This is a genomic window from Ferrimonas sp. YFM, assembly GCF_030296015.1.
Lineage (GTDB): Bacteria > Pseudomonadota > Gammaproteobacteria > Enterobacterales > Shewanellaceae > Ferrimonas.
The window spans coordinates 4370654-4392890 of record NZ_AP027368.1 but is presented as its reverse complement, the minus strand read 5'-3'; the positions used below and the strand labels follow the sequence as shown (position 1 = coordinate 4392890).

The 22237-nt window shown below is 61.4% G+C and carries 19 protein-coding genes; 11 read left to right on the top strand and 8 right to left on the bottom strand.

The genetic code is table 11. The features are described 5' to 3' along the window. Positions 1–139 precede the first annotated feature (139 nt). The 4 genes from hemC to QUE41_RS20285 are packed head-to-tail and all read left to right on the top strand — an operon-like array spanning position 140 to position 4270. Entirely contained in the window at positions 140–1072 is a 933-nt protein-coding gene (gene hemC / locus QUE41_RS20300; RefSeq protein ID WP_286340768.1) for a hydroxymethylbilane synthase, read from the top strand. Further along, positions 1072–1797, top strand: coding sequence for a uroporphyrinogen-III synthase (locus QUE41_RS20295; RefSeq protein WP_286340767.1), 726 nt, complete (start codon positions 1072–1074; stop codon positions 1795–1797). The genes hemC and QUE41_RS20295 overlap by 1 nt, the downstream gene beginning before the upstream one ends. After that, the gene (locus QUE41_RS20290; RefSeq protein ID WP_286340766.1) at positions 1797–3104 is read left to right on the top strand and encodes a uroporphyrinogen-III C-methyltransferase; all 1308 of its coding nucleotides are present in this window, start codon (positions 1797–1799) and stop codon (positions 3102–3104) included. The genes QUE41_RS20295 and QUE41_RS20290 overlap by 1 nt, the downstream gene beginning before the upstream one ends. Beyond that, entirely contained in the window at positions 3101–4270 is a 1170-nt protein-coding gene (locus QUE41_RS20285; protein WP_286340765.1) for a heme biosynthesis HemY N-terminal domain-containing protein, read from the top strand. The genes QUE41_RS20290 and QUE41_RS20285 overlap by 4 nt, the downstream gene beginning before the upstream one ends. Positions 4271–4304: 34 nt before the next feature. On the opposite strand, the gene rarD is transcribed toward QUE41_RS20285, so the two are convergent. Together rarD and QUE41_RS20275 are read right to left on the bottom strand one after the other, a co-directional pair. Next, on the bottom strand, positions 4305–5204 hold the full coding sequence (gene rarD, locus QUE41_RS20280) for an EamA family transporter RarD (RefSeq protein ID WP_286340764.1): 900 nt from the start codon (positions 5202–5204) through the stop codon (positions 4305–4307). Positions 5205–5271: 67 nt separating this feature from the next. After that, positions 5272–5733, bottom strand: a complete 462-nt coding sequence (locus tag QUE41_RS20275; RefSeq protein ID WP_286340763.1) for a thioesterase family protein — start codon at positions 5731–5733, stop codon at positions 5272–5274. Positions 5734–5885: 152 nt separating this feature from the next. Here QUE41_RS20275 and recQ point away from each other — a divergent pair, with 152 nt between their 5' ends. Continuing rightward, complete coding sequence (gene recQ, locus QUE41_RS20270; protein ID WP_286340762.1) at positions 5886–7715, top strand: DNA helicase RecQ; 1830 nt, start codon at positions 5886–5888, stop codon at positions 7713–7715. Here the strand turns inward: recQ and QUE41_RS20265 are convergent. Then, entirely contained in the window at positions 7681–9441 is a 1761-nt protein-coding gene (locus tag QUE41_RS20265; RefSeq protein WP_286340761.1) for a tetratricopeptide repeat protein, read from the bottom strand. The two genes, recQ and QUE41_RS20265, sit on opposite strands and share 35 nt — an antisense overlap. A 384-nt stretch (positions 9442–9825) precedes the next feature. Here QUE41_RS20265 and leuA point away from each other — a divergent pair, with 384 nt between their 5' ends. From leuA to QUE41_RS20240, 5 genes are all read left to right on the top strand, one after another. After that, complete coding sequence (gene leuA / locus QUE41_RS20260) at positions 9826–11376, top strand: 2-isopropylmalate synthase (RefSeq protein ID WP_286340760.1); 1551 nt, start codon at positions 9826–9828, stop codon at positions 11374–11376. Next, a complete protein-coding gene (leuB, locus tag QUE41_RS20255) occupies positions 11373–12464 on the top strand; it encodes a 3-isopropylmalate dehydrogenase (protein WP_286340759.1) in 1092 nt (363 codons plus the stop codon). The genes leuA and leuB overlap by 4 nt, the downstream gene beginning before the upstream one ends. Before the next feature lie 9 nt (positions 12465–12473). After that, positions 12474–13871, top strand: a complete 1398-nt coding sequence (gene leuC / locus QUE41_RS20250; RefSeq protein WP_286340758.1) for a 3-isopropylmalate dehydratase large subunit — start codon at positions 12474–12476, stop codon at positions 13869–13871. 9 nt (positions 13872–13880) lie between these two features. After that, positions 13881–14474, top strand: coding sequence for a 3-isopropylmalate dehydratase small subunit (gene leuD, locus QUE41_RS20245; protein ID WP_286340757.1), 594 nt, complete (start codon positions 13881–13883; stop codon positions 14472–14474). A 412-nt stretch (positions 14475–14886) separates the two neighbouring features. Further along, positions 14887–16155 carry an outer membrane protein transport protein gene (locus QUE41_RS20240; protein WP_286340756.1) on the top strand — a complete coding sequence of 423 codons (1269 nt, stop codon included), beginning with the start codon at positions 14887–14889 and terminating at the stop codon, positions 16153–16155. Positions 16156–16223: 68 nt separating this feature from the next. On the opposite strand, the gene QUE41_RS20235 is transcribed toward QUE41_RS20240, so the two are convergent. Then, the gene (locus QUE41_RS20235; RefSeq protein WP_286340755.1) at positions 16224–17111 is read right to left on the bottom strand and encodes a LysR family transcriptional regulator ArgP; all 888 of its coding nucleotides are present in this window, start codon (positions 17109–17111) and stop codon (positions 16224–16226) included. A 121-nt stretch (positions 17112–17232) separates the two neighbouring features. Between QUE41_RS20235 and QUE41_RS20230 the strand changes: the two genes are divergently transcribed. After that, a complete protein-coding gene (locus QUE41_RS20230; protein ID WP_286340754.1) occupies positions 17233–17835 on the top strand; it encodes a LysE/ArgO family amino acid transporter in 603 nt (200 codons plus the stop codon). A 168-nt stretch (positions 17836–18003) separates the two neighbouring features. Here QUE41_RS20230 and QUE41_RS20225 read toward each other — a convergent pair whose 3' ends face one another. The 4 genes from QUE41_RS20225 to QUE41_RS20210 form a co-directional block, all read right to left on the bottom strand. After that, entirely contained in the window at positions 18004–19047 is a 1044-nt protein-coding gene (locus tag QUE41_RS20225) for an inorganic phosphate transporter (protein WP_286340753.1), read from the bottom strand. A 10-nt stretch (positions 19048–19057) separates the two neighbouring features. Continuing rightward, a complete protein-coding gene (locus tag QUE41_RS20220) occupies positions 19058–19726 on the bottom strand; it encodes a DUF47 domain-containing protein (protein WP_286340752.1) in 669 nt (222 codons plus the stop codon). 75 nt (positions 19727–19801) lie between these two features. After that, positions 19802–20626 carry a hypothetical protein gene (locus tag QUE41_RS20215; protein WP_286340751.1) on the bottom strand — a complete coding sequence of 275 codons (825 nt, stop codon included), beginning with the start codon at positions 20624–20626 and terminating at the stop codon, positions 19802–19804. A 10-nt stretch (positions 20627–20636) separates the two neighbouring features. Further along, positions 20637–22010: an OprO/OprP family phosphate-selective porin gene (locus QUE41_RS20210; RefSeq protein ID WP_286340750.1), complete on the bottom strand. Its 1374-nt coding sequence runs from the start codon at positions 22008–22010 to the stop codon at positions 20637–20639. Positions 22011–22237: the final 227 nt, after the last annotated feature.

The window sequence follows — 22237 nt, the reverse complement described above, 5'->3', positions numbered from 1 at the left end:
CCGGAACTCAGGTGGAGAAATCGAGGTCTGACAGGCGCAGTAGCTTTAATGCCCGGCGAAATGCTGGCAACATGAGCGCAATTTTTGACGGTTCCGGCCCGCTGCTGAGCCGGTGATTAGTTTGAGGATACCGAGAGTTATGGCACGCAAAGAGATTCGTATCGCCACCCGCAAGAGTCCCCTGGCCATGTGGCAGGCTGAGTTTGTTAAGGCTGAGCTGGAGAAGGCACACCCCGGGCTGGAGGTGATCCTGCTGCCTATGTCCACCAAGGGCGACAAGATTCTCGACACCCCCCTGGCCAAGGTTGGTGGCAAGGGCCTGTTCGTCAAGGAGCTGGAAGTGGCCATGCTGGAAGGCCGTGCCGACATCGCCGTTCACTCCATGAAGGATGTGCCCGTAGACTTCCCTGAGGGCCTGGGCCTGACCACCATCTGTGAGCGCGAAGACCCCCGCGATGCCTTCGTGTCAAACAACTACAAGAGTCTGGAAGAGCTGCCTCAGGGGGCCGTCGTCGGTACCTCCAGCCTGCGTCGTCAGTGCCAGCTGCGTGAACTGCGCCCGGATCTGGAGATTCGCGACCTGCGTGGCAACGTCAACACCCGACTGTCTAAGCTGGATGCCGGCGACTATGACGCCATCATCCTGGCGGCGGCGGGTCTGAAGCGCCTGGAGTTCGAACACCGCATCACCGGCTTCATCGAGAGCGAGCAATCTCTGCCTGCGAACGGTCAGGGCGCCGTCGGCATCGAGGCTCGCCTGGGAGATGAGGAACTGCTGGAGCTGCTCTCCGTACTGGAGCATCCGGAAACCCGTGCCCGGGTTATCGCCGAGCGTGCCATGAACACCCGTCTGGAAGGCGGCTGCCAGGTGCCGATCGGTGCCTATGCCGAGCTCGAGGGTGATGAGCTGTGGCTCCGTGGTCTGGTGGGTAAGCCTGACGGCAGCCTGCTGCTGCGTGACGAGGTTCGCGGCAACAAGGAGAATGCCGAGGCCCTGGGCATCGAACTGGCAGACAAGCTGCTGGAAGCCGGCGCCGGTGTCATCCTGAAAGAGGTGTACGGGGAGGCCTGATGCACATATTGCTGACCCGCCCAGCGGGTCGCAACGAGCCGCTGGCCGGGAAGCTGGCGGCAGTGGGGTGGCAGGCCAGCTGCTGCCCCATGGTCGAGATCGTCGCCGAACCCTCGCCACAACCCTCTCCCCTGGCTAACGCCGATGCCGCTTTCTTCGTGTCCGCCAATGCGGTGAATCATGCCGCTCCCCTGGTGGATGTCTGGCCCAATATCACCTATCTGGCCGTCGGCGGCGCCACAGCGGCTGCCCTGCGTGCCCAGGGGCTGGACCCGCTCACCGCTCCCGCCGACAACGAAACCACCGAAGGGATCTGGACCCTGCCTGAGATGGCGCAGGTTGCCGGCAAGCGCTTTGTCATAGTGCGCGGTAACGGGGGGCGGGAGGCGATGGCTAACCGGTTGAATCGAGAGGGGGCGCAGGTGTGTTACTGGCAGGTTTACCGTCGGCAACTGCCTAAATTAAATGGATTAGATCTTGCTCAAAGCTGGCAACGGGACGGCGTAAACGCCATACTGGCTACCAGTGTCGAGATTCTGCAGAACCTCTTTACCCTGCTGCCGGAACACCAGCATGACTGGTTGACCCGGCAGTTGTGGCTGGTGCCCGTAGAAAGGGTGGCCGATGCGGCCCGCAAGCTGGGGTGTCATCATACCCTGGTCACCGGCGGTGCAGGAGATGACGCCATCCTTGAGTCGATAGCCAACTGGAAGAACCGTCAGTAATGGATAAGAAGCCTGAAAATCCTCGCTCTCCCAGCGCAAAACCTGCCGAACAGGATCAATCTACTCTTAACGACGAGTCCACCTCCGTTGAGAACACCAAGGAGGCGGCAGATAAGCCTGCCGCCCGTCCCGGAACCAAAGGGCGCGGTCGTGCTGCAAAATCAGCCACCAAGCGCTCCCCCTCTGCCGTCAAGGCAGAGACCGAATCGGTAACATCTGAACCTCAGCCCGAGGTGAAACCCCAGCCGGAACCGCAACCTAAGCCCGAGCCCAAGGCGGAGCAACCGGCGCCTGCACCAGAGCGTCCCCGAGAGGGAAGCGGCCAGGGGCCGGCGCTGATGGTGGCCGTTGTGGCACTGCTGATCGCCGCCGCCGCCGTGGGCTACACCGTGTGGCAGGGCCAGCAGCGTCAGGCGCAACTGATGCAATCCCAGTCTCTCTCCGGCAAGTTGGACGAGCTGCGCAATCGCATGGGGGCGGAGCGAAACCAGCTGGAGCAACGCCTGGTGGAGCAGGACAGGCAGCAGCAGGCACTGATCAAACAGGTCACCGGCCTTCAGGGCGAGCTGGTCAAGGCCAGGGAGCGCCAGCCCAGAGACTGGCTGCTGGCCGAGTCCGATTACCTGGTGCAGATGGCCGCACGCAAGCTGTGGCTCGAGCAGGATGTGGCCACCGCCATCGCCCTGCTCAAGGACGCCGACCGCCGCCTCAATCTGATGAAGGACGAAGCCCTGACCCCGGTGCGTCAGGCGTTGCGGGATGACATTACCGTGCTGCAAGGCTTGCCCCGCCAGGATCTGGCAGGAGTGGCCCTGACCATAGAATCTCTGATCAACTCTGTGGATCGTTGGCCCCTGAATCGGGTGGAGCTGCCGGACCTGGCTCAGGCCGAGGTGAGCGATTCCCCCAGCGAGTCTGTCAGCGACTGGAAGAGCAACCTGGCCAAGAGCTGGAACGCCCTGGTGGATGATTTCATCACCATACGCCGTCGTCAGGGGGAGTTGCAGCCCCTGTTGGCGCCTGAGCAGGAGTGGTACCTGAGGGAGCACCTCAAAGGCAAGCTGATGCAGGCCCAGCTGGCGCTCTATCACGGCCACACCGATGCCTACCGCAAGGCGTTGTCCACCGCGGCGGATTGGGTGGAGACCTACTTCAAGCGGGATGAGGCCACCATCGAAGGGGCACTCACCAGCCTGGCTGAGTTGCAGCGGACAGAGCTGGGCAGCCGCCTGCCCGACTCACTGGCGAGCCAGCCGCTGCTGGAGGCCCTGGTTCAGGACAGGCTGGGCCGGGAGAGTCAGGGATGATTAGGCTGCTGATCTACACCCTGATCGTTCTGGCCGGCGCCATCGCCGGTCCCAAGCTGGTTGAGAACAAAGGGTATCTGCTGGTTGCCATCGGCGAATACACCATAGAGACCTCTGTGGTGGCGGCGGTATTGATGCTGCTGGTGGGGTTCGCCCTGCTGCAGCTGGCCGAATGGCTGCTGGTCAAGCTGCTGCGTACCGTCGGGCTGACCCGCTCCCTGCCCAGGCGCTGGCGCCAGCGCAAGTCGCGCAAATTTACCCTGGAAGGGGCGTTGGCCCTGGCCGAAGAGAACTGGTCCAAGGCGGAGCAGACCATGGCCAAGGGGGCCGATGCGGGTGAGTTGCCTCTGGTAAACTACCTGGCCGCCGCCCGGGCCGCCCATCACCAGGGACACAGTGAGCAGGTGGAGGCCTTCCTTACCCAGGCCCAGAGCTTTCCCGGCAGTGAGGCGGCGGTGAACATCGCCCGCATCCGCTACCTGATTCAGGACGGGGAGCTGGCCAGTGCCCGCCAGTGTCTGGAGTCACTCTCCGCCAGCCTGAGAAACCGGCCGACGGTACTGAAGCTGGCCCATGAGCTGTTCCTGCGTCAGCGGGATTGGGATGCGGTGGCGCGCATCGCCCCGGCGCTGACCAAACACAAGGTGTTGGATGCCGAGACTCTGGAGCAACTGCCGGTCCAGATCGAGAGCGGTGCCCTCGAGGCCTGCCATACCCTGGAGGCGCTCAATGAGCGCTGGCAGCAGCTTCCCAAGCGGCGACGCCGCCAGGACCCCCTGGTGGAGAGCTATGTCCAGGGGTTGATCCGCTTCCAGCAGCCCGCTGAGGCGCGCAAGGCGCTGTTGGCGCAGTTGAACAAGAAGGAGCCCCAGCCGGCCCTTCTGGAGTTGTTGCCCCTGTGCAGCGAGGATGCGGGTGAGTCTCTGGTGCACCTGCTGGAGCGCAACTACAGTGCCCCGCAGATGCCGGATTACTGGGATTGCCTGGCCAATCTGAGCCGCCAGAGCCGACAGTACAAGCAGGCAAAGCAGTATCAGCGCAAGGCGATTGAGCTGGCGCCCACCCGTTATCGCTACTCGCAGCTGGCGGAGTTGCAGGAGCAACTGGGGGAGCACCGGGGGGCTCTGGAAAGCTACCGCAGATTGGCGGACCCCGAACTGGTTTAGTCTCGAAAAGCCCGCACCCTGCGGGCTTTTTTGATCAGGCCTTGGCGGTCATCGTCTTGGCGCGGGAGCGACGCCAGAGATCCAGGGTGAACATCAGCAGGGCGGCCCAGATAAAGCAGAAGGTGGTCAGCATCGCCGGATCCAGGGTCTCGCCATAGAGGGTGGTGGCCAGAATGAACATCAGGCTGGGGCCGATGTACTGGAACAGGCCCAGCATATAGAAGGGAATTCTGACGGCGGCGGCGGCAAAGGCCAGCAGCGGCAGGGTGGTGACCACCCCGGCGGCCAGGATCAGCAGGTTCAAATCCAGGCTATTACTGGTCAGGTCGGCGGTGGGGCTGTCCAGTTGCCACCAGAACAGCAGAGCCACCGGCAGCATCAGGCTGGTCTCCACAAACAGGCCGGTCACCGACTGCAGAGCCACCTTCTTGCGCAGCAAACCGTACAGGCCGAAGCTGACGGCCAGGGCCAGAGATATCCAGGGCAGAGAGCCAAACTGAATCAGCTCCACCACCACTCCGATGACGGCCACGCCTACGGCAGCCAGCTGCATCTTTGGCAGACGCTCACCCAGGAACACCATCCCCAGGGCCACGTTGACCAGGGGATTGATGAAGTAGCCCAGGCTGGCTTCCAGCATGCGTCCGGAGTTGACCGCCCAGATGAAGATCAGCCAGTTGCCCGCCACCAGGATGGCGGTGGCCACCAGGGTCCAGAGTTGCTTTGGATTACGCAGCAGCTGGCGGACTGCGCCCAGCTGTCCGGTGAAGGCCACCAGCAAAGCCATCAGGGCGAAAGACCAGATCACCCGGTGCATCAGGATCTCCGTGGCGGGAACCTCGGCAATGGCTTTGAAGTAGAGCGGGGCGAACCCCCACATGGAGTAGGCCATCAGGGCGAAGATGATGCCCTGACGCATTTCCTGGTTTTGCATGGCGGACCTGAATCTGGAAAAGGGTGAATCCCCAAAAGAGGGGGCGATATTATGCACCCATCCCGCCCTAACCCACAAGATAGGTTCCGGTGCCGAAGGCGATGTGGCTGCCCTTTTCGTTGTGCAGCTCCATACGGGCCACGGCCACCTTGTTGCCGGCACGAATCACTGTGCCCGAGGCCACAAAGAGTTCTCCCCGGCCGGGGCGAAGGTAATCCACCCGCAGATCGATGGTGCCCAGGTTCTTCAGTCTGCGGGCCAGCAGCTCTTTGGGCCAGCTGTCCCGGGTCTTGAGGACGGCACCGAAGGCGGTCAGCCCGCCAACCACATCCAACAGGGTGGCGGTGACCCCTCCATGGAGGATCTGCTGGGCCGGGTTGCCCACCAGTTCCGGCCGCATAGGCAGTTGCAGCTCGATGGAACCATCCTGTTGTTGGTGCAGCTCGATGCCCATCAGCTGATGGAAGGGTAACCGGTTGGCAAACAGCTCCCGAAGATACTCCAGGGCCTGGGCTTGGGTCAGTTCCATTCTGCTTTCTCCTGCTCTTCCTGAACACAGCCTAAAGTTATTACTCGGTTATCAAAGCACTATCTATTGACGGACACAACTCCCCGTGGGTGGCAGACAGGGGGCGTCAGTTGCATTACAATGGCGGCCCTTTTTATTCCTTGCCGAGCCCCATGGACACCACCCTGAGCCCAGAACACAGTGACGTCAGCGCCCCGCCTGCGCAGCAGCTGCTGCAGCAGGTGTTTGGATACCGTGGGTTTCGTCCGGGTCAGCAGCAGGTGGTGGAGCAGCTCTGCGCCGGACGCGATGCCCTGGTGATCATGCCCACCGGCGGCGGCAAGAGCCTCTGTTACCAGCTTCCCGCGCTGTTACTCCCCGGGGTGACTGTGGTGATCTCTCCTTTGCTTTCCCTGATGAAGGATCAGGTGGATGCGCTGCGCCAGCTGGGAGTAGGGGCGGTGGCCCTGAACTCCAGCCTGAGTCGTGAGGAGTGGCTGGCCAGCCTGGCTGCCATACGCGATGGTCAGATCAAACTGGTCTACCTGTCGCCAGAGCGCTTGCTGGCGCCGGATATGATGGCCAGGCTGCGGGAGTGGCCCCTGTCGCTGATTGCCGTGGATGAAGCTCACTGCATCAGTCAGTGGGGGCACGACTTTCGCCCAGAGTATGCCCGCCTGGGTGAGGTGAAAGCCGCCTTTCCTTCCGTGCCTATGGTGGCCCTGACCGCCACCGCCGATCAGGCGACCCGCAAGGATATCCTGCAGCAACTGGGGCTGCATCACCCCCATGAGCATCTGGCCAGTTTCGACCGGCCCAATATCCGCTACTCGGTGATGGACAAACTGAGTCCCTTTTCCCAGCTGAAAACCTTCCTGCAACAGCAGAAGGGCAATGCCGGCATCATCTACTGCGGCAGTCGACGCCGGGTGGAGGAGGTGGCCGAGAAGCTGCGCAAGGAGGGGGTCGCTGCCGAGGCCTACCACGCTGGGCTGGAGTCTGGGTTGCGTCATCAGGTTCAGGACGCGTTCCTGAGGGAGAAGATCGACATTGTGGTGGCCACCGTGGCCTTTGGCATGGGGATCAACAAGTCCAATGTGCGCTTTGTGGTGCACTGGGATCTGCCCAAGTCCATCGAAAGCTACTACCAGGAGACAGGCCGTGCCGGTCGGGATGGCCTGGAAGCGGAAGCCCTGATGTTGTTCGACCCGGGCGACATTGCCCGGGTTCGCCAATTGCTGGAGAGCGGAGAGCGCGAACCCAATCCGGTAGAGATCCACAAGCTCAACGCCATGGCCGCCTTCGCCGAGGCGCAAACCTGTCGTCGTCAGGTGCTGCTCAACTACTTCGACGAGCCTGCTCATCAGGCCTGTGGCAACTGTGACATCTGCCTGGACCCTCCCAAGCGCTACGATGCCACCGAGGAGGCCCGCAAAGCCCTGAGCTGCATCTACCGTGTCAACCAGAGGTTTGGCATGGGGCATGTGATTGAGGTGCTCAGAGGCAGCAAGGGCCACGCCGTGGTGGAGCGGGGCCATGACAAACTCTCTACCTGGGGAATCGGCTCAGAGCGCTCCAGTGATCACTGGTTGTCGGTGCTCAGGCAGCTGGTGCACCACGGACTGGTGAACCAGGACATCACCCGCTCCATGGCGCTGACCCTGAACCCTGCGGCCCGGGCGGTGCTCAAGGGAGAGCAGAGTCTGGAGCTGGCCGAGCCCAGGGTGGTGCTGGCCAAACCCAAGCGGGGACGCAGTCGGTTGTTGCCCCAGCATTATGACCGGCGCTTGTTTGCCAGGCTCAAGACCCTGCGAAGGGAGTTGGCGGACGAGGCCGGTATCCCGCCCTACCAGGTGTTCTCCGATGCCACCCTGGCCGAGATGGCCAGCGAGATGCCCACCACAGAGTGGGCGCTGCTGAGAATCAATGGGGTGGGGGCCAAGAAGCTGGAGCGCTACGGCGAGGCCTTCATCGACGCCATTGTGGCTTATCTGGACGAATGACATTTTCCGACAACATCAGACTGTGCTGAATCTGATTGCACTCCAGTCTGGCCAGCAGAGAGTCTGCCTGATCCAGAGGGTGGGTTCTGGCCACCCCGGTAGCGATGTTTCTGTGGCCCGCTTCCGCCAGGTTTCGGCTTAGGCGGTATCTCAGCCTTTCCGCTTCCGCCTCACTGGCATCCACCAGCAGAATCAGTAGCTGCCGATCCCCGCACTCGATCATCAGATCGTTGATTCGAATGTCTTTGTTGCGAATTCGTTTGCGCAGCTTGTCGGTCAGTCCGGCGCCTTCCCAGGAAAATTTTACCACCGGGAGGGTGCGGTCAGTCGTGGCCAGGGCCTGCTCCAGTCGGGTGCGCCAATCCAGGTGTTCGTTATCCTGAACCGTTTCGATGATTTTACGACTGCTGGTGAGTCTGAACAGCAGCCAGATCAACCAAAGCAGCAGGCTGAGGGAGGCCACCACCTGCCACACCATCAGTTGGTTGTGCAGCTTGAAATAGGAGGAGGATTGAGTGGCCAGTTGCGCCCGATTGCGATCGATCTTCTGGTCCAGCTGAATCTGTTGCTGCAGCAGGGCCTCTTTGCGCAGCTCTTCCTGTTGAAGAGCAAAGGCGTCATGGTAGTCCAATTGCAGCTCATAAGCCTTTTTATAGTTGCCCTGAAGGGCTTCACCCGCGGATTCGATCCTGTCTAATTCGGTGAGCATGCGTTTGTCCTGGTCGACAAGGTAACGCTCTCTGGACAATTTCAAGTGGTGCCGGGCTTCATCAAACCGCTTCAGGTGGTAGGCGGCTTCCGCGGCCATGGAGCGGGCTCTGGCCTGGCGTTCATCCATGGCCAGATCGCTGAAGGTTCCCACGGCGGAGGCGGCATAGTTATAGGCTTCCGGGTAGTTGCCGAGCTTGAGTGACAGGTGGGCAAACAGCAGGTTGAACCTGGCCTGGGCACTGATGTCCATCTGGGGGGCCAGCTTCTTCAGATTCTCCATGCGGGAGCTGGCATCCAGATAACGCTGTTGCTGCATCAGGGTCAGTGTGTGGTTAACCTGAATCACCCATATCAGGTTGCTGCCCAGAGGGGCTTCGCGAACCGCCTGTTCGAACAGGGTGTCACTGCGAAGATAGTCACCGAGATAGAAATAGGTTCGGGCCAGGGAGTAGGAGATCATCGCTGGATGAGGCTGGTAGATGGGGACCTCGCTGTGGACGCTTTCCATCCATGCCAGAGCTTGATGGAGGTCGTCAAGGGAGGATTCCAGATCGCCCAGCTCTGCGTAGATGTCGGCCCGCCTCATCAGGCTCAGGCCCCGAGAACTGTCCGCCCCCTCGCCGTGGATTGCCCTGTTGATGATCTCCAGTGCTTGTTCATACTCCCCCTGCATCATCACATTGTTGGCTTCGCAGGCGCTCATATAGGCGATCATTTGCGGTTGTTTCAGCTTTTCCGCCAGAGCCAGTCCCTGATTGACCGCCTGTTGCGCTTCGGAATAGGAGCGATGGTTCAGTGCTGACTCGCACCTTAAGACGTGCCAGCGCATCTGTTGTCTTGGGGTGGCCGACAGGACTCTGGGTCCCAGATGGTCCAATTTCCGATATGCGCCGGGTGTGGCGATCTGCACCTCGAGGGTCAACTCATCGAGGCGTTGGGTCAGGTCGTCCGCTGCTGCCAATGGGCAGTTCAGAATCAGCAGCAGCCAGAGGGTTATCCTTAACAGTGCGGGCATCAGGCCAGTATCTTGGGTAAAAAGGGGTATAGGATAAGACCTCTGTTAAGTCGGGGTAAAGAAGAAGCAATATAGATGCTGATCCAGGTCGCACAATAACCGTTCACGACTGCATAATAATGACCAAAGGGTGATTGTGTATTCAGGGGTTGACATCCCGGCCGGGTTCCGGTCATAGTTAGGTCACTTCGTAACCACGAAAACAGAATCCATTTATGTACAACGTTTTTCAGTCCAACCTACTAATTAGCCTAACCCTAGCAGGACGCTGCGCGGGCGGCTTGGTCGTGGACTGAAAACGGTACGACTCGAGCATTAGAACCCGCGCTGTATGCGCGGGTTTTTTTATGCCCGCGCTCAGAGCCAGGTCGTCATGGAGGCATTATGAGTGAACGGGTAATCCTGTTTGATACCACATTGAGGGACGGTGAGCAGGCGTTGGCAGCCAGCTTGTCAGTGAATGAGAAGTTGCAGATTGCCCGCGCTCTGGAACGTATGGGGATCGACATCATCGAGGCGGGTTTTCCCGTCTCCTCTCCGGGCGACTTCGAGTCGGTCAGGCAGATAGCCGCCACCATCAAGGACAGCCGCATCTGCGCCTTGTCCCGGGCGGTCAAAGGCGACATCGATGCCGCTGCCGAATCCCTCAAGGTGGCGGACCAGTTTCGCATCCACACCTTTATCTCCACCTCGGACATCCATGTGCAGAGCAAGCTGCGCCGGGATTTCTCCCAGGTGGAGGAGATGGCGGTGGACGCGGTGCGCTACGCCCGCCGCTTCACCGACGACGTGGAGTTCTCCTGTGAGGACGCCGGACGCACTCCCATTGACAACCTGTGCCGCATGGTGGAGTCCGCCATCCGTGCCGGGGCCTCCACGGTCAACATTCCCGATACCGTGGGGTACACCACTCCCACCGAGTTCGGCGGCATCATCCGCACCCTGTTTGAGCGGGTGCCCAATATCGACCAAGCGGTGATCTCCGTCCACTGCCATGACGACCTGGGCCTGTCTGTCGCCAACTCCATCGCCGCCGTCGAGGCGGGGGCCCGGCAGGTGGAGGGCACCATCAATGGCATCGGCGAGCGTGCCGGTAACGCCGCCCTGGAGGAGGTGATCATGATCCTCAAGACCCGGGCGGCCAAGTTCGGCCTGGAGGTGGGGGCCAACCCCCAGGAGATTCACCGGGTCAGCCAGGCCATCAGCCGCCTGTGCAACATGCCGATTCAGTCCAATAAGGCGATTGTGGGCGCCAACGCCTTCAGCCACAGCTCCGGCATCCACCAGGATGGGGTGCTCAAGAGCCAGAACACCTACGAGATCATGACTCCGGAGTCCATCGGCCTGGGGCGCAACAACCTCAACCTGACCTCCCGCTCCGGTCGCCACGTCATTCGTCACCGTATGGCTGAGATGGGCTACACCGACGCCGAGTACGATCTGGATACCCTGTATGAGCGCTTCCTGGCCCTGGCGGATAAGAAGGGTCAGGTGTTCGATTACGACCTGGAGGCGCTGCTGTTCTTCGAAAACCAGAGAGAGGATGAGGAGCACTACCGCATCAACCAGCTGAACGTGCAGGCGGGCAGCAGCCACTTTGCCACCGCTTCTGTGGAGATGCAGATTGGCGAGGAAACGGTCACCGAAGCGGCCACCGGCAACGGCCCGGTAGACTCCGCCTACAAGGCGATTACCCGGGCCACCGATCGCCCGCTGGCCATCAAGAGTTACCACATCGGTGCCGAGGGGGGCGGTCACGATGCCCTGGGCCGGGTGGACATCACCGCCGAGTATGAGGGGCGCACCTTCCACGGCATGGGGCTGTCCACCGACATCATCGAGTCCTCGGCCATCGCCCTGGTTCGGGTCTACAACCTGATCCACCGTCAGCAACAGATAGAGAAGAAGAAGCAGCAGATTTTGGAGGAAGCATGAGCAGGCAGTATCCCGTAGCAGTATTGGCCGGGGACGGCATCGGTCCCGAAGTGATGGCCGAGGCGATGAAGGTGTTGAAGGTCGCTGGGGCGCGGTTCGGCTTCGAGCTGGAGACCACCCACTGTGATATCGGCGGTGCCGCCATCGACAACCACGGCAAGGCCCTGCCGGAGCAGACCCTGGCCGCCTGTGAGCAGGCCAAGGCGATCCTGTTCGGCTCCGTCGGCGGGCCCAAGTGGGAGGGGTTGCCCCCCAACGAGCAGCCGGAGCGAGCCTCTTTGCTGCCCCTGCGCGGTCACTTTGGCCTGTTCTGTAACCTGAGGCCAGCCCAGATCCACCCGGGTTTGGAAGCGCTCTCCCCCCTGAGGGCGGACATCAGCGCCCAGGGGATGGATCTGCTGGTGGTGCGTGAGCTCACCGGCGGCATCTACTTCGGTGAGCCCAAGGGGCGCCGCGGCGAGGGGGACCAGGAGACCGCCTTCGACACCATGACCTACAGCCGTCATGAGATCCGCCGTATCGCCCGACTGGCCTTCGAGGCGGCCCGTAAGCGTCGTGGCAAGGTCGCTTCGGTGGACAAGGCCAATGTGCTGGCCTGTTCGGTGATGTGGCGGGAGGAGGTCAACGCCGTGGCCGCCGATTTCCCCGATGTTGAGTTGGAGCACATCTACATCGACAACGCCGCCATGCAGCTGCTTCGTCGCCCCTTCGACTTTGACGTCATGCTCTGCTCCAACCTGTTCGGTGACATCCTCTCCGATGAAGCGGCGATGATCACCGGCTCCATGGGGTTGTTGCCCTCTGCCAGCCTGAATGAGTCCGGCTTCGGCCTGTACGAGCCTGCCGGCGGCAGCGCTCCGGACATTGCCGGGATGGGCATTGCCAACCCGGTGGCTCAGATCCTCTCCGCCTCGCTGATGCTGCGTCACAGCCTGGGAGAGGCCGAGGCCGCCGACGCCATCGACGCTGCCGTGGCCAAGGTGCTGTCCGAGGGACGCTTTACCGCCGAGTTGCTGCCCGAGGAGCGCCGCGACCAGGCCCTGACTACCGCACAGATGGGCGATGCCATCGCCGCCTACATTTCTTAAGGAGACGACATGGCACAGACCCTCTATGACAAGATCTGGCACAGCCACACCATCAAGGTGCCAGCGGACGAAACGCCGCTGCTCTACATCGATCGCCACCTGGTCCATGAGGTGACCTCGCCCCAGGCCTTCGACGGTCTGCGCCAGGCGGGGCGTAAGGTCAGGGCGGTCAGCCGCACCTTGGCTACCATGGATCACAACACCTCCACCCGTACCCGTTCCATCGAGGCGCTGCCCTCCCTGGCGCGCACCCAGGTGGAGACCCTGCAGCGCAACTGCGAAGAGTTCGGCATCACCCTGTACGACATCCACCATCAGAATCAGGGGATTGTCCATGTGATGGGGCCGGAGCAGGGCTTTACCCTGCCGGGGACCACCATCGTTTGTGGTGACTCCCACACCGCCACCCACGGTGCTTTCGGCGCCCTGGCGTTTGGCATCGGTACCTCAGAGGTGGAGCACGTGCTGGCCACCCAGACCTTGCGTCAGCGCCGGGCCAAGACCATGCGTATCGAGGTGCGCGGCAAGGTGGCTGAAGGGATCACTGCCAAGGACATCGTGCTGGCGATCATCGGCCGTGTTGGCCATGGCGGCGGCACCGGCTATGTGGTGGAGTTCTGTGGTGAGGCGATCCGTGACCTCTCCATGGAGGGACGGATGACCGTGTGCAACATGGCCATCGAACTGGGAGCCAAGGCGGGCTTGGTGGCGCCGGATCAGACCACCTTCGACTACCTTGAGGGGCGGCCCATGGCGCCCCAGGGTGAGGCCTGGGAGCAGGCGGTGGCGTTTTGGCAGGCCCTGCACAGCGATGCCGGTGCCAGCTTCGATGCCGAGGTGGTGTTAGAGGCCAGCGAGATTGCACCCCAGGTCACCTGGGGCACCAATCCGGGTCAGGTGATCGCCATCGATCAGCCGGTGCCGGCACCGGACAGCTTCGATGAGCTGGTCAGCCGCTCCGCCGCCGAGAAGGCCCTGGCCTACATGGACCTGCAGCCGGGCACCCCCTTGACTCAGGTGGCCATCAACAAGGTGTTTATCGGTTCCTGCACCAACTCCCGCATCGAGGATCTGCGCGCCGCCGCCGCCATGGTCGAGGGCAAGCGGGTGGCTGAAGGCGTCGATGCCATCGTGGTGCCTGGCTCCGGCCTGGTGAAGGCCCAGGCAGAAGCGGAAGGTCTGGATAAGGTGTTTGTCGCCGCCGGATTCGAGTGGCGTCTGCCGGGCTGCTCCATGTGCCTGGGGATGAACGACGACCGGCTGGAGGAGGGGGATCGCTGTGCCTCCACCTCCAACCGTAACTTCGAGGGCCGTCAGGGCAGGGGCAGTCGCACCCACCTGGTCAGCCCAGCCATGGCCGCCGCCGCGGCGGTGGCCGGTCATTTCGTCGATATCCGCCAGATCTAGGAGAGCCTGATGCAAGCATTTACACAACACTCTGGGGTGGCCGCGGTACTCAATCGGGCCAACATCGACACCGACCAGATCATCCCCAAGCAGTTCCTGGCCAAGGTGACCCGGGAGGGGTTTGGTATCCATCTGTTCCATGACTGGCGCTACCTGGATCATGAAGGCACACAACCCAACCCGGATTTCGTTTTGAATCAGAAGCCTGGCAGTAGTGCCAGTGTGCTGCTGGCGGGGGAGAATTTCGGGTGTGGTTCCAGTCGCGAGCACGCCCCCTGGGCCCTGGCGGACTTTGGCCTGCGGGCGATCATTGCGCCGAGCTTTGCCGACATCTTCTATCAGAACGCCATCAACAATGGCTTGCTGCCCATCACCCTGCCTCAGGAGCAGGTGGAGGCGTTGATGGAGGCCTGTTCAGCGCAGCCGGTGGCCATCGATCTGCAAGGGTGTCGCGTCAGCTGTGGCGAGCACAGCTTCGGCTTCGAGATCGATGCCGATGCCAGGCACAACCTGCTGAACGGCCTGGATGCCATCGGCCTGACTCTGGCTCATGAGGCTGCCATTGCCGATCATGAATCTCAGTTGCCTGACTGGAGGCAGTGATCGGTTGTACGCCGAAAATGACTGAACTTAACAGCTCCGACCAGTATAATTTTTTTAAGATCAATTGCTTAGGTTAGCGAGCCTGATGACTTAAAGTCAGCCAGTGAGATCCACTGGCTGACTTTTCTTTTTTAGGCCTACATGGACTTCCTAAATGTTCCGATCTATCTTTTTGAAATTTATCTTCTTTTGTCTTTTTTGGGCTGTTGGTTATATCACCCTAAGGGTACAGCTGTTTACTTCTGTGCGCCGAAAGTTCCGGTTGTCATCATTGGTTCACGCTGGATCTTCCGTGTTCTCCAGGTGAATCAGGGTTTTTATGCTTTTCGCGCTGGAGTAATTGCACTATTTTTTCCTCCCCCTAATATGGCCGCGACTAACAATATCCACATCGAAGATTTTTGGGGAAAGTATGAAAATTCGTGTAGTTGCTGCCCTGGTGGCTGGCGCCCTCGCCGGTCAGGTTCACGCCGCCGGTTTCCAGCTGGCCGAGTACTCCGCCACTGGCCTTGGCCGTGCCTTTGCCGGTGAAGCCGCCATTGCTGACAACGCCTCCGCCCAGGGGCGCAACGCCGCCCTGCTGATGCAGCTGGAGGGGCATCAGATCTCCGCTGGCCTCATCTATGTGGATCCCAATATCGATGTGGAAGGCACCACTTCCGTGCCCGCCGCCGGTTTCAGCACCTCTGCCAATGCCGATGACATCGCGCCGGCTCAGTGGGTCCCCAACTTCTACTACAGCAACCGTCTGAGTGATGACTGGGCCATCGGCCTGGCCCTGACCTCCAACTACGGGTTTGCCACCGAGCTGCCTGATACCCATGAAGCGGCGATCTTTGGCTCCGACACCCAGATCACCACAGTGGAACTGGCACCCAATGTGGCGTACAAGCTGAGCGATACCCTGGCGGTGGGCCTGGGTCTGCGCATCGTCTACGGGGAAGGCAAGGTGGAAGGCACAGTACCAAACTGGGGGCCCAACTTCGGTCTGCCAGCCGGTGCCAAGCTGAAGTCTGTTGAAGGTGATGGCGTAGACTGGGGTTATCAGCTGGGCATGACCTGGGAGCCGGCCAAAGGCCATCGCATCGGCCTGGCCTACCACTCCGAGGTGGAGCTGAAGCTGGAAGGGGATGCGGAAGGCCTGGCCTTCGGCCTGATGCCCGGCCAGAGCAAAGAGGGCAGCCTCAAGCTGCCTCTGCCTGCGTTCGCCGAGCTCTCCAGCGTCCATCAGCTGACCGAGGCCCTGTCCGTGCACGGCTCCATCAACTGGACCGACTGGAGTGCCTTCGAGGAGCTGGTGGTGGACTTCCCCGGTGAACCCTCCAACCTGCTGAAGGAGGAGAACTTCAAGGACAACTGGCGTGTTGCCCTGGGTGCCACCTATCAGCTGGACAGCCAGTGGCTGGTGCGCGGCGGCGTTGCCCTGGACAAGACTGCGGTAGACGATGAGCACCGCACCCTGAGCATCCCAGATTCCGACCGTCTGTGGTTCTCCTTCGGTGCCGGCTACCAGGCGTCCAAGGATCTGACCCTGGATATGTCTCTGACCTACATCAAGTCTCACGGCGATGCCCCCATCACCGAGAGCGTGGCCCTGAGCCAGCAGGCGGCGGCCGTCTATGAAGGCGAGATCTCCGGTGACGTCTGGCTGGCCGGTGTTCAGGCCACCTACCGCTTCTAAGCGACGCCAGATTGAGACAACGGGGGCCTGAGGCCCCCTTTTTTGTCCTTTCGACCCAGCCCGGACCTCTACTGAATCAACCTCTGTTTCCCCTCGGCGGTGAGTACCTGACCCACCACCTCCATCACCGGACTCTGCAGTCGCCAGCTGTGCCAGTAGAGAGGCACATCGATGTGGGCGTCGGACAGCAGCCTGAGTTTCCCCCTGGACAACGCCTCCTCCACCTGCAGCTCCGGCAGCAGGGCGTACCCCATATGCAGCAGCACCGCATCCACAAACCCCTGGGAGGAGGGCAACTGATGATGGGGAGGACGGCCGGCAACCTGAGGATAGTGGCGGGCAAAGAAACGGTTGAGCAGTTCATCGTCCCGGCCATAAGTAAGGGTCGGACAGGCGATCAGTGCCTCTTCGGTCAGGCCTTGGGCAAAATGGGCGTCGGCGAAGGCGGGGGTGGCCATCAACCGGTAACGCAGGGCTCCCAGCAAGTGAGAGCGACACCCCTGCACGGCCCGGGCGTGGGAGGCGATGCAGCCAGCCACCTCGCCGCCTCGCAGACGCTCTAACGTCAGCTCCTCATCCTCCACCGTCAGCTGCGCCAGTACCCCGTGTTGTCGGTACAGCTGCGACAGGGCCGGCGTCAGCCAGGTGGCCAGGCTGTCCGCATTGACCGCCAGGCGCACCGGGGTGTGGCTGTCATCCTGCTCTTCGGTCAGGCTGGCGGCCAGGGTCGACTCCATCATCGCCACCTGCTGTTGGTGGCGCATCAGTGCCAGGCCCGCCTGGGTGGGGCGTATGGGGTGGGCCCGCACCAGCAGGGGTTGCCCCAGTCGCTGCTCCAGTAACTTGACCCGCTGGGACACCGCCGACTGGGTCAGACCCAGCTCCTTGGCGGCGTGATCGAAGCTGCCCAAACGGGCCACCGCCGCCATCGCTTCCAGCAGTTTGTAATCCAGCATATGTTAATTAGCTCCGCTAATATTTGATTAGCACTATTAATTTTTGTTAATTCGTTCTCCAGCCTACAATCCCAGCCATCGAGTCACAAGCCCTCAGGGTTGCAGTTCAGGAGAGTGGAAGATGGTATCGGCATACATCAATGGTTTGGGAGTAGGAGCGGGGCTGATCATGGCCATCGGTGCTCAGGGTGCCTTTGTGCTCAGTCAGGCGCTGAAACGCCAATATCATCTGATGGTGGCCTTGACCTGTACTCTGCTGGATGTGGTGCTTATCGGCCTGGGTGTGGCCGGTGTCGGCGCCCTGATCACCGATACCCCACAGCTGATGGCCCTGACCCAATATGGTGGTGCGGCCTTCCTGCTGTGGTTCGGTTTCTGCTCTTTGCGCCGGGCCCTGGGGGGGCAGCAGGGGATGCAGGCCGGTGAGGCCATCGCCAGCCGCCGTAAAGTGATGGGCACCACCCTGGCGGTGACCCTGCTCAACCCCCACGTTTACCTGGATGCCCTGGTGTTGCTCGGTTCCATCGGTGCCCAGTTCGGAGAGGCGCGCTGGTCCTTCTACGCGGGTACGGTGACCGCCTCCACCCTGTGGTTTGTGGGGCTCAGCCTGGGGGCGGCCAAGCTGGCGCCTGTGCTCTCCTCTCCCAAGGTGTGGCGGGCCATCGACCTGCTGGTGTGGGCGCTGATGTGGTCCATCGCGGTGAAGCTGCTGATGGGCTCCTAAGGCTTTATGCTCAATAAAAAAGAGGCGCCTGCGCCTCTTTTTTTGTCTGGAAAAAAGCGCCCCGAAGGGCGCAATGCCAGGAGTGAATCATCGGCGGTCATTGTCCGCTGGCGGCCGGCGGCTGTGCCACCAGGCCCGGCGGCGCCGGTTGGAACAGAACGTCATCATCTAGATCACCACCACCCGGAAGATGTTCTGCACGAAGTAGAGCAGCAGCCAGCAGCCAAGAGCAGAGATCACCGGGGTGCAGCACCAGCCCATCACTACCCGAGCCAGTACCCGCCAGCGTATAGGCAGTCCTTTCAAGACCCCAACCCCGACCACCGCCCCGATCACCGCCTGCGAGCTGGAGACCGGCACCAGGGGAATGGGAGGCAGTCCGACTGAGACCAGGGCATCCGCCAGTCCCTGGGAGGAGAACAGGAACAGCACGATGGAGTGGGCCATCACCACCACCCAGGCGGTAACCGGTGTCATGGGGATCAGGCTGTCGCCCACGGTCATCATCACCCGCTTCGAGTAGGTGAAGACGCCGACGCCAATGGCCAGCCCGCCCAGCAGGAACAGCTGCATCGCCGGGGTGAAATCGATGCCGAGCAGTGTGGTGTGGTCGAAGGGGGCGCTGGGGACAAATACCCCCATCACATTGGCGATGTTGTTGGCCCCCAGGGAGTAGGAGCCGAAGGCGCCGGCCAGCACCAGGCCGATGCGGGTCCAGTTATCCAGGCCGAACAGGCCGGGCCGCAGGTGGTTGATGGCCGCCGCCACCAGTTTGTAGAGGGCGATGGCGGTAAAAAAAGCCAGAATGGGACAGAAGACCCAGGTGGAGAGGATCTTGGTCAGCACCTTGGCATCCGTGGGGGTGGTGCTGAACAGGTTCCAACCGATGATGGCGCCGACAATGGCCTGGCCGGTGGAGACCGGCAGGCCCCACTTGGTCATCATATAGACGGTCAGCGCCGCGGTCAGGGCCACGGTGAAGGCCCCGCCCATGGCGGAGATCTTGCCGAGCGCTCCCAGGGTGTGAGAAGCGCCGGCACCGCTGATCACCGCGCCGAGGATCACCATGACCGAGCAGATGGCGGCGGCGGTGGTGAACCGGACCATGCGGGAGCCTACGGCGGTGCCAAACACATTGGCGGCATCGTTGGCGCCGAGGGACCAGCCCAAAAACAGTCCGCTGGAGAGGAAGATGAGGGTAGCTGCGTCCATGAATCCCCCGTCACTGCATCCGCTTGAGGGTGAACACCGACACCCTGTCGCTGATGTCTTCGGCAACGTTGGCCACATCGTCGATGCGGTCGAAGAAGTAGCGCAGCTGCACCTTGTTGGTCAGGGGCAGGTCGGTGCTGAACAGGGTCATCTTGGCGCGGGTGCACACCTTGTTGGCGTCACTCTCAAACAGGATCACCTTCTGGTGATACTCCTGAACCCGCTGCAGGTCGGTCAGAAAGCTGCGGGCACAGAGCAGGGTATGATCTATGGTCTGGCCCACCAGTTGCAGCAGCTCCTGCAGGTCGTCGTGAACCTCCTCGGGGATCAGCGGCTGCTCCACCTTGAGGTGAACCCCGACGGTCTCCTGCTGGTTCATCAGTTTGTCGATCAGCTCGATCAGCAGGGCCACGTCCGATCTCAGGTCGGGGATCAGGGTGCGGGCGTAGAGGCGGGTGTCGATCTCCCGCCGCAGTTTATCCGCTTCGCTCTCCACCGCCTGCAACTCCGCCAGGGTGTCGTCAAACTCCCGGCAGTTGGCCCCCTGGTTGAGGTAGATCTGCCACAGGCGGACAAATTTGTGGTGGGCCAGAATCACCTGATCGAGAAACTGGAACACCTGGGTTTCGGTGCTTTGACTTTGATTGAGTAATGATGTGACTTTGGAGAACCAAAGCATGGAACCTCCTTAGGGAGTGGTGGACAGAGTTGAGGTGCGAGAAGGGTGGGGCCCATTGCGGGCCCCTAAGGCGGGTTAGTGGAAACCCTGGGACATCTTGAAGGTGGCCTTGGTCTTGGAGCCGGTGTGCATGCCCTGGGTCAGGCCCGCTTTCTGAACCTGCTCATGCAGGTAGTGGAACGCCTGATCCAACTCCTCCCTGTCCCGGGTGGCGCCTTTGAAGGAGAAGTCGGCGAAGGTCACCCTGGGTTTGCGGTAGTAGGGGGTCCAGACCTGGAAATCCACCTCGATGCGGTCATAGCGGGCGTCGGCCATGGTGCCTTCCCAGTCGTAGGTGCGCATCACTATGGTCTGCTTCAGGTCCTCCTGACGGGCGCTGAGCACATCCGCCACCAGGTTCCAGGCATTACCGTCCTGACGGATCAGTTCAACCACCTTGCTCATGTCGACCCGCTTGACGTCGATCTCCTCCGGTGAGAAGGGGATGTCGTAGCTGACGCTGTACTTGCTGTTCTGGCCGTCATAGTCGATCTCCGCCTTGCGGTAGCCCGCCAGGTCGCCAAACCCTGCCGGGTCCGGCGCCCGCAGCTTGACGGTGATCTTGCTCTTGGCGGGCTTGGTGACGTGCTCCCGTACCCGGATGCTCAGGTCCAATTGCTTCAGGGCCCGGTCGGGGGTATCCAGATAGGCCACCAGCTTCTCTGAGGGTTCCTCCTCGAAGCGGATGAAGGGGAAGGCCTCGGTGAAGGCCTGGGTCAGGCTGTCGCTGGCGTAGGGCAGCGTGTCGCCGGTGCCGGTGTTGACCGCGTACTCGATGCGGTCAAAGTCCCCCTTGGTCAGGGCCAGGGCATTGCCGGAAAGACAAAGTCCGGCCAGTCCCCATAGGAATTTGTTGTGCATAACGGATTCCTCAGAAGTTGAACTGCAGGCGAGCCTGGATGACGCTGGTGTCCTGATCGGTCTGGTCCACCCCATCCTTATCCTCGAAGGCGCGGTCATAGTCGCCTTCGGCATAGACGTAGTTCAGCTGGGCCTTGAGGTTGTCTTCCAGGTACCAGTTCAGGCCGATCACCCAGTCGGTCATGTCACCGCCATACTTGAGGTTGTCATCGATGAAGTTGGCCTTGTCGTAGCGTACCGCCAGCTCCCAGGCGCCCCAGCCTCCCTCAGAGACAGACTTGGCGGGACGAGGAGATTTCATCGCACCCTTCTTGCGGCTGTAGCGCCACTGCTCGCCGGTGATCACCCAGGAGGCGGTCAGGTAGTAGGCGTCGACCTCTACGTCCGGATCCTCCATGGCGTCGGCTTTGGCGGCGACGTATTCGGATTGCAGCAGCAGGTTGCGGTACTGATACAGGGCTTCCACGCCGTAGTGCTGGGCGCCTTCTGAGTCAAACTTGCCGGTGTCGACCATGCGGCCGGTGGGGCGGGTGGCGGGACGGGCACGGTAGCGCAGTTCGCCAACGTCGTCGTTGATCTCCAGGTTCATGTAGCTGGCGCCCAGGTGCAGCAGGTTGTTATTGTCGCGGTAAGGGGCCCAGGTGATGCGGGCGGTGTAGAAGTCGGTTTCCGGATAACTGACCTCCTCGACAAACTCCAGTTCATCCTTGTCCCAGTCCTCCTCCTCCAGGGTGGAGTACTCCATGCCCAGACCCAGGCTCAGGGCCCAGTTGTTGCCCGCATAGCGCCACTGGGCACCCAGGGCGCGGTCCGGGGAGAACACATCGGTGGAGGCGCGCTCCATCATGATCTGATGGGCGGAGCTCTGGGTGGCCTGCAGCCCAAAGGCGTATTTCTGGTAACCCAGGGTCAGCTTCTGATTGTCCCAGCCCTCCCAGGTGACGTTGGCGTCCTTCAGGTCCACTTCGTTGCCGGCCAGATCCAGTTCAATCTCATACTCCCACAGGCGGGAAAACTGGCCCTCCAGTCCCAGGCGCAGGCGGCGAATGCCGGTCTCTTTGTGGCTGGGCTCGTAGGTCTCGGTTTTCTTGCCGGTGTAAAGTTCGTCCACGTCCACGTAGTCTGCCTGGATGCGCGCCTTGAACTCCAGGGTGGATTTGCCATCGCGGGAGACCAGTTCGGGGGCGGGGGAGTGCTTGGAGAACTTCACCCTGTCCTGTTTCTTGGCAGCGTCGCGGGCTTCAATCAGCTCCATCTCCAGAGCTTCCATCCGTTTCTCCAGCTCGGCGATGCGAGCATCATCGGATGCCAGGACATTAGGGGCAAATCCGGACAGGGTTAGGGTGACTGCGGTAGCGATAGCGGTAACAGCAAAACGGGCCATAATCGGTCTCCTCCGATGGAGTTCATCCTGAGAAAGGGTTGGAAGTCTGTGCTTCGTTGTCGGAATCAGAATAAGTCCGTACTGGCCAAATTAATGTGATCTTAATCAACTAATCTTAACCTTATCGTACAATCCGGCTCTTATTTTTAACGCGGTTGTTGCATGGGTTTTACAGGCATGACAAAGGCTGCACCTCTAGGACAAGGTGCAGATACAGCAGCGGGTTC

Bases quoted from the DNA above. Each gene is read 5' to 3' on its own strand.
- hemC (WP_286340768.1), top strand. From the start codon at position 140: ATGGCACGCAAAGAGATTCGTATCGCCACCCGCAAGAGTCCCCTGGCC.
- QUE41_RS20295 (WP_286340767.1), top strand. From the start codon at position 1,072: ATGCACATATTGCTGACCCGCCCAGCGGGTCGCAACGAGCCGCTGGCC.
- QUE41_RS20290 (WP_286340766.1), top strand. From the start codon at position 1,797: ATGGATAAGAAGCCTGAAAATCCTCGCTCTCCCAGCGCAAAACCTGCC.
- QUE41_RS20285 (WP_286340765.1), top strand. From the start codon at position 3,101: ATGATTAGGCTGCTGATCTACACCCTGATCGTTCTGGCCGGCGCCATC.
- rarD (WP_286340764.1), bottom strand. From the start codon at position 5,204: ATGCAAAACCAGGAAATGCGTCAGGGCATCATCTTCGCCCTGATGGCC.
- QUE41_RS20275 (WP_286340763.1), bottom strand. From the start codon at position 5,733: ATGGAACTGACCCAAGCCCAGGCCCTGGAGTATCTTCGGGAGCTGTTT.
- recQ (WP_286340762.1), top strand. From the start codon at position 5,886: ATGGACACCACCCTGAGCCCAGAACACAGTGACGTCAGCGCCCCGCCT.
- QUE41_RS20265 (WP_286340761.1), bottom strand. From the start codon at position 9,441: ATGCCCGCACTGTTAAGGATAACCCTCTGGCTGCTGCTGATTCTGAAC.
- leuA (WP_286340760.1), top strand. From the start codon at position 9,826: ATGAGTGAACGGGTAATCCTGTTTGATACCACATTGAGGGACGGTGAG.
- leuB (WP_286340759.1), top strand. From the start codon at position 11,373: ATGAGCAGGCAGTATCCCGTAGCAGTATTGGCCGGGGACGGCATCGGT.
- leuC (WP_286340758.1), top strand. From the start codon at position 12,474: ATGGCACAGACCCTCTATGACAAGATCTGGCACAGCCACACCATCAAG.
- leuD (WP_286340757.1), top strand. From the start codon at position 13,881: ATGCAAGCATTTACACAACACTCTGGGGTGGCCGCGGTACTCAATCGG.
- QUE41_RS20240 (WP_286340756.1), top strand. From the start codon at position 14,887: ATGAAAATTCGTGTAGTTGCTGCCCTGGTGGCTGGCGCCCTCGCCGGT.
- QUE41_RS20235 (WP_286340755.1), bottom strand. From the start codon at position 17,111: ATGCTGGATTACAAACTGCTGGAAGCGATGGCGGCGGTGGCCCGTTTG.
- QUE41_RS20230 (WP_286340754.1), top strand. From the start codon at position 17,233: ATGGTATCGGCATACATCAATGGTTTGGGAGTAGGAGCGGGGCTGATC.
- QUE41_RS20225 (WP_286340753.1), bottom strand. From the start codon at position 19,047: ATGGACGCAGCTACCCTCATCTTCCTCTCCAGCGGACTGTTTTTGGGC.
- QUE41_RS20220 (WP_286340752.1), bottom strand. From the start codon at position 19,726: ATGCTTTGGTTCTCCAAAGTCACATCATTACTCAATCAAAGTCAAAGC.
- QUE41_RS20215 (WP_286340751.1), bottom strand. From the start codon at position 20,626: ATGCACAACAAATTCCTATGGGGACTGGCCGGACTTTGTCTTTCCGGC.
- QUE41_RS20210 (WP_286340750.1), bottom strand. From the start codon at position 22,010: ATGGCCCGTTTTGCTGTTACCGCTATCGCTACCGCAGTCACCCTAACC.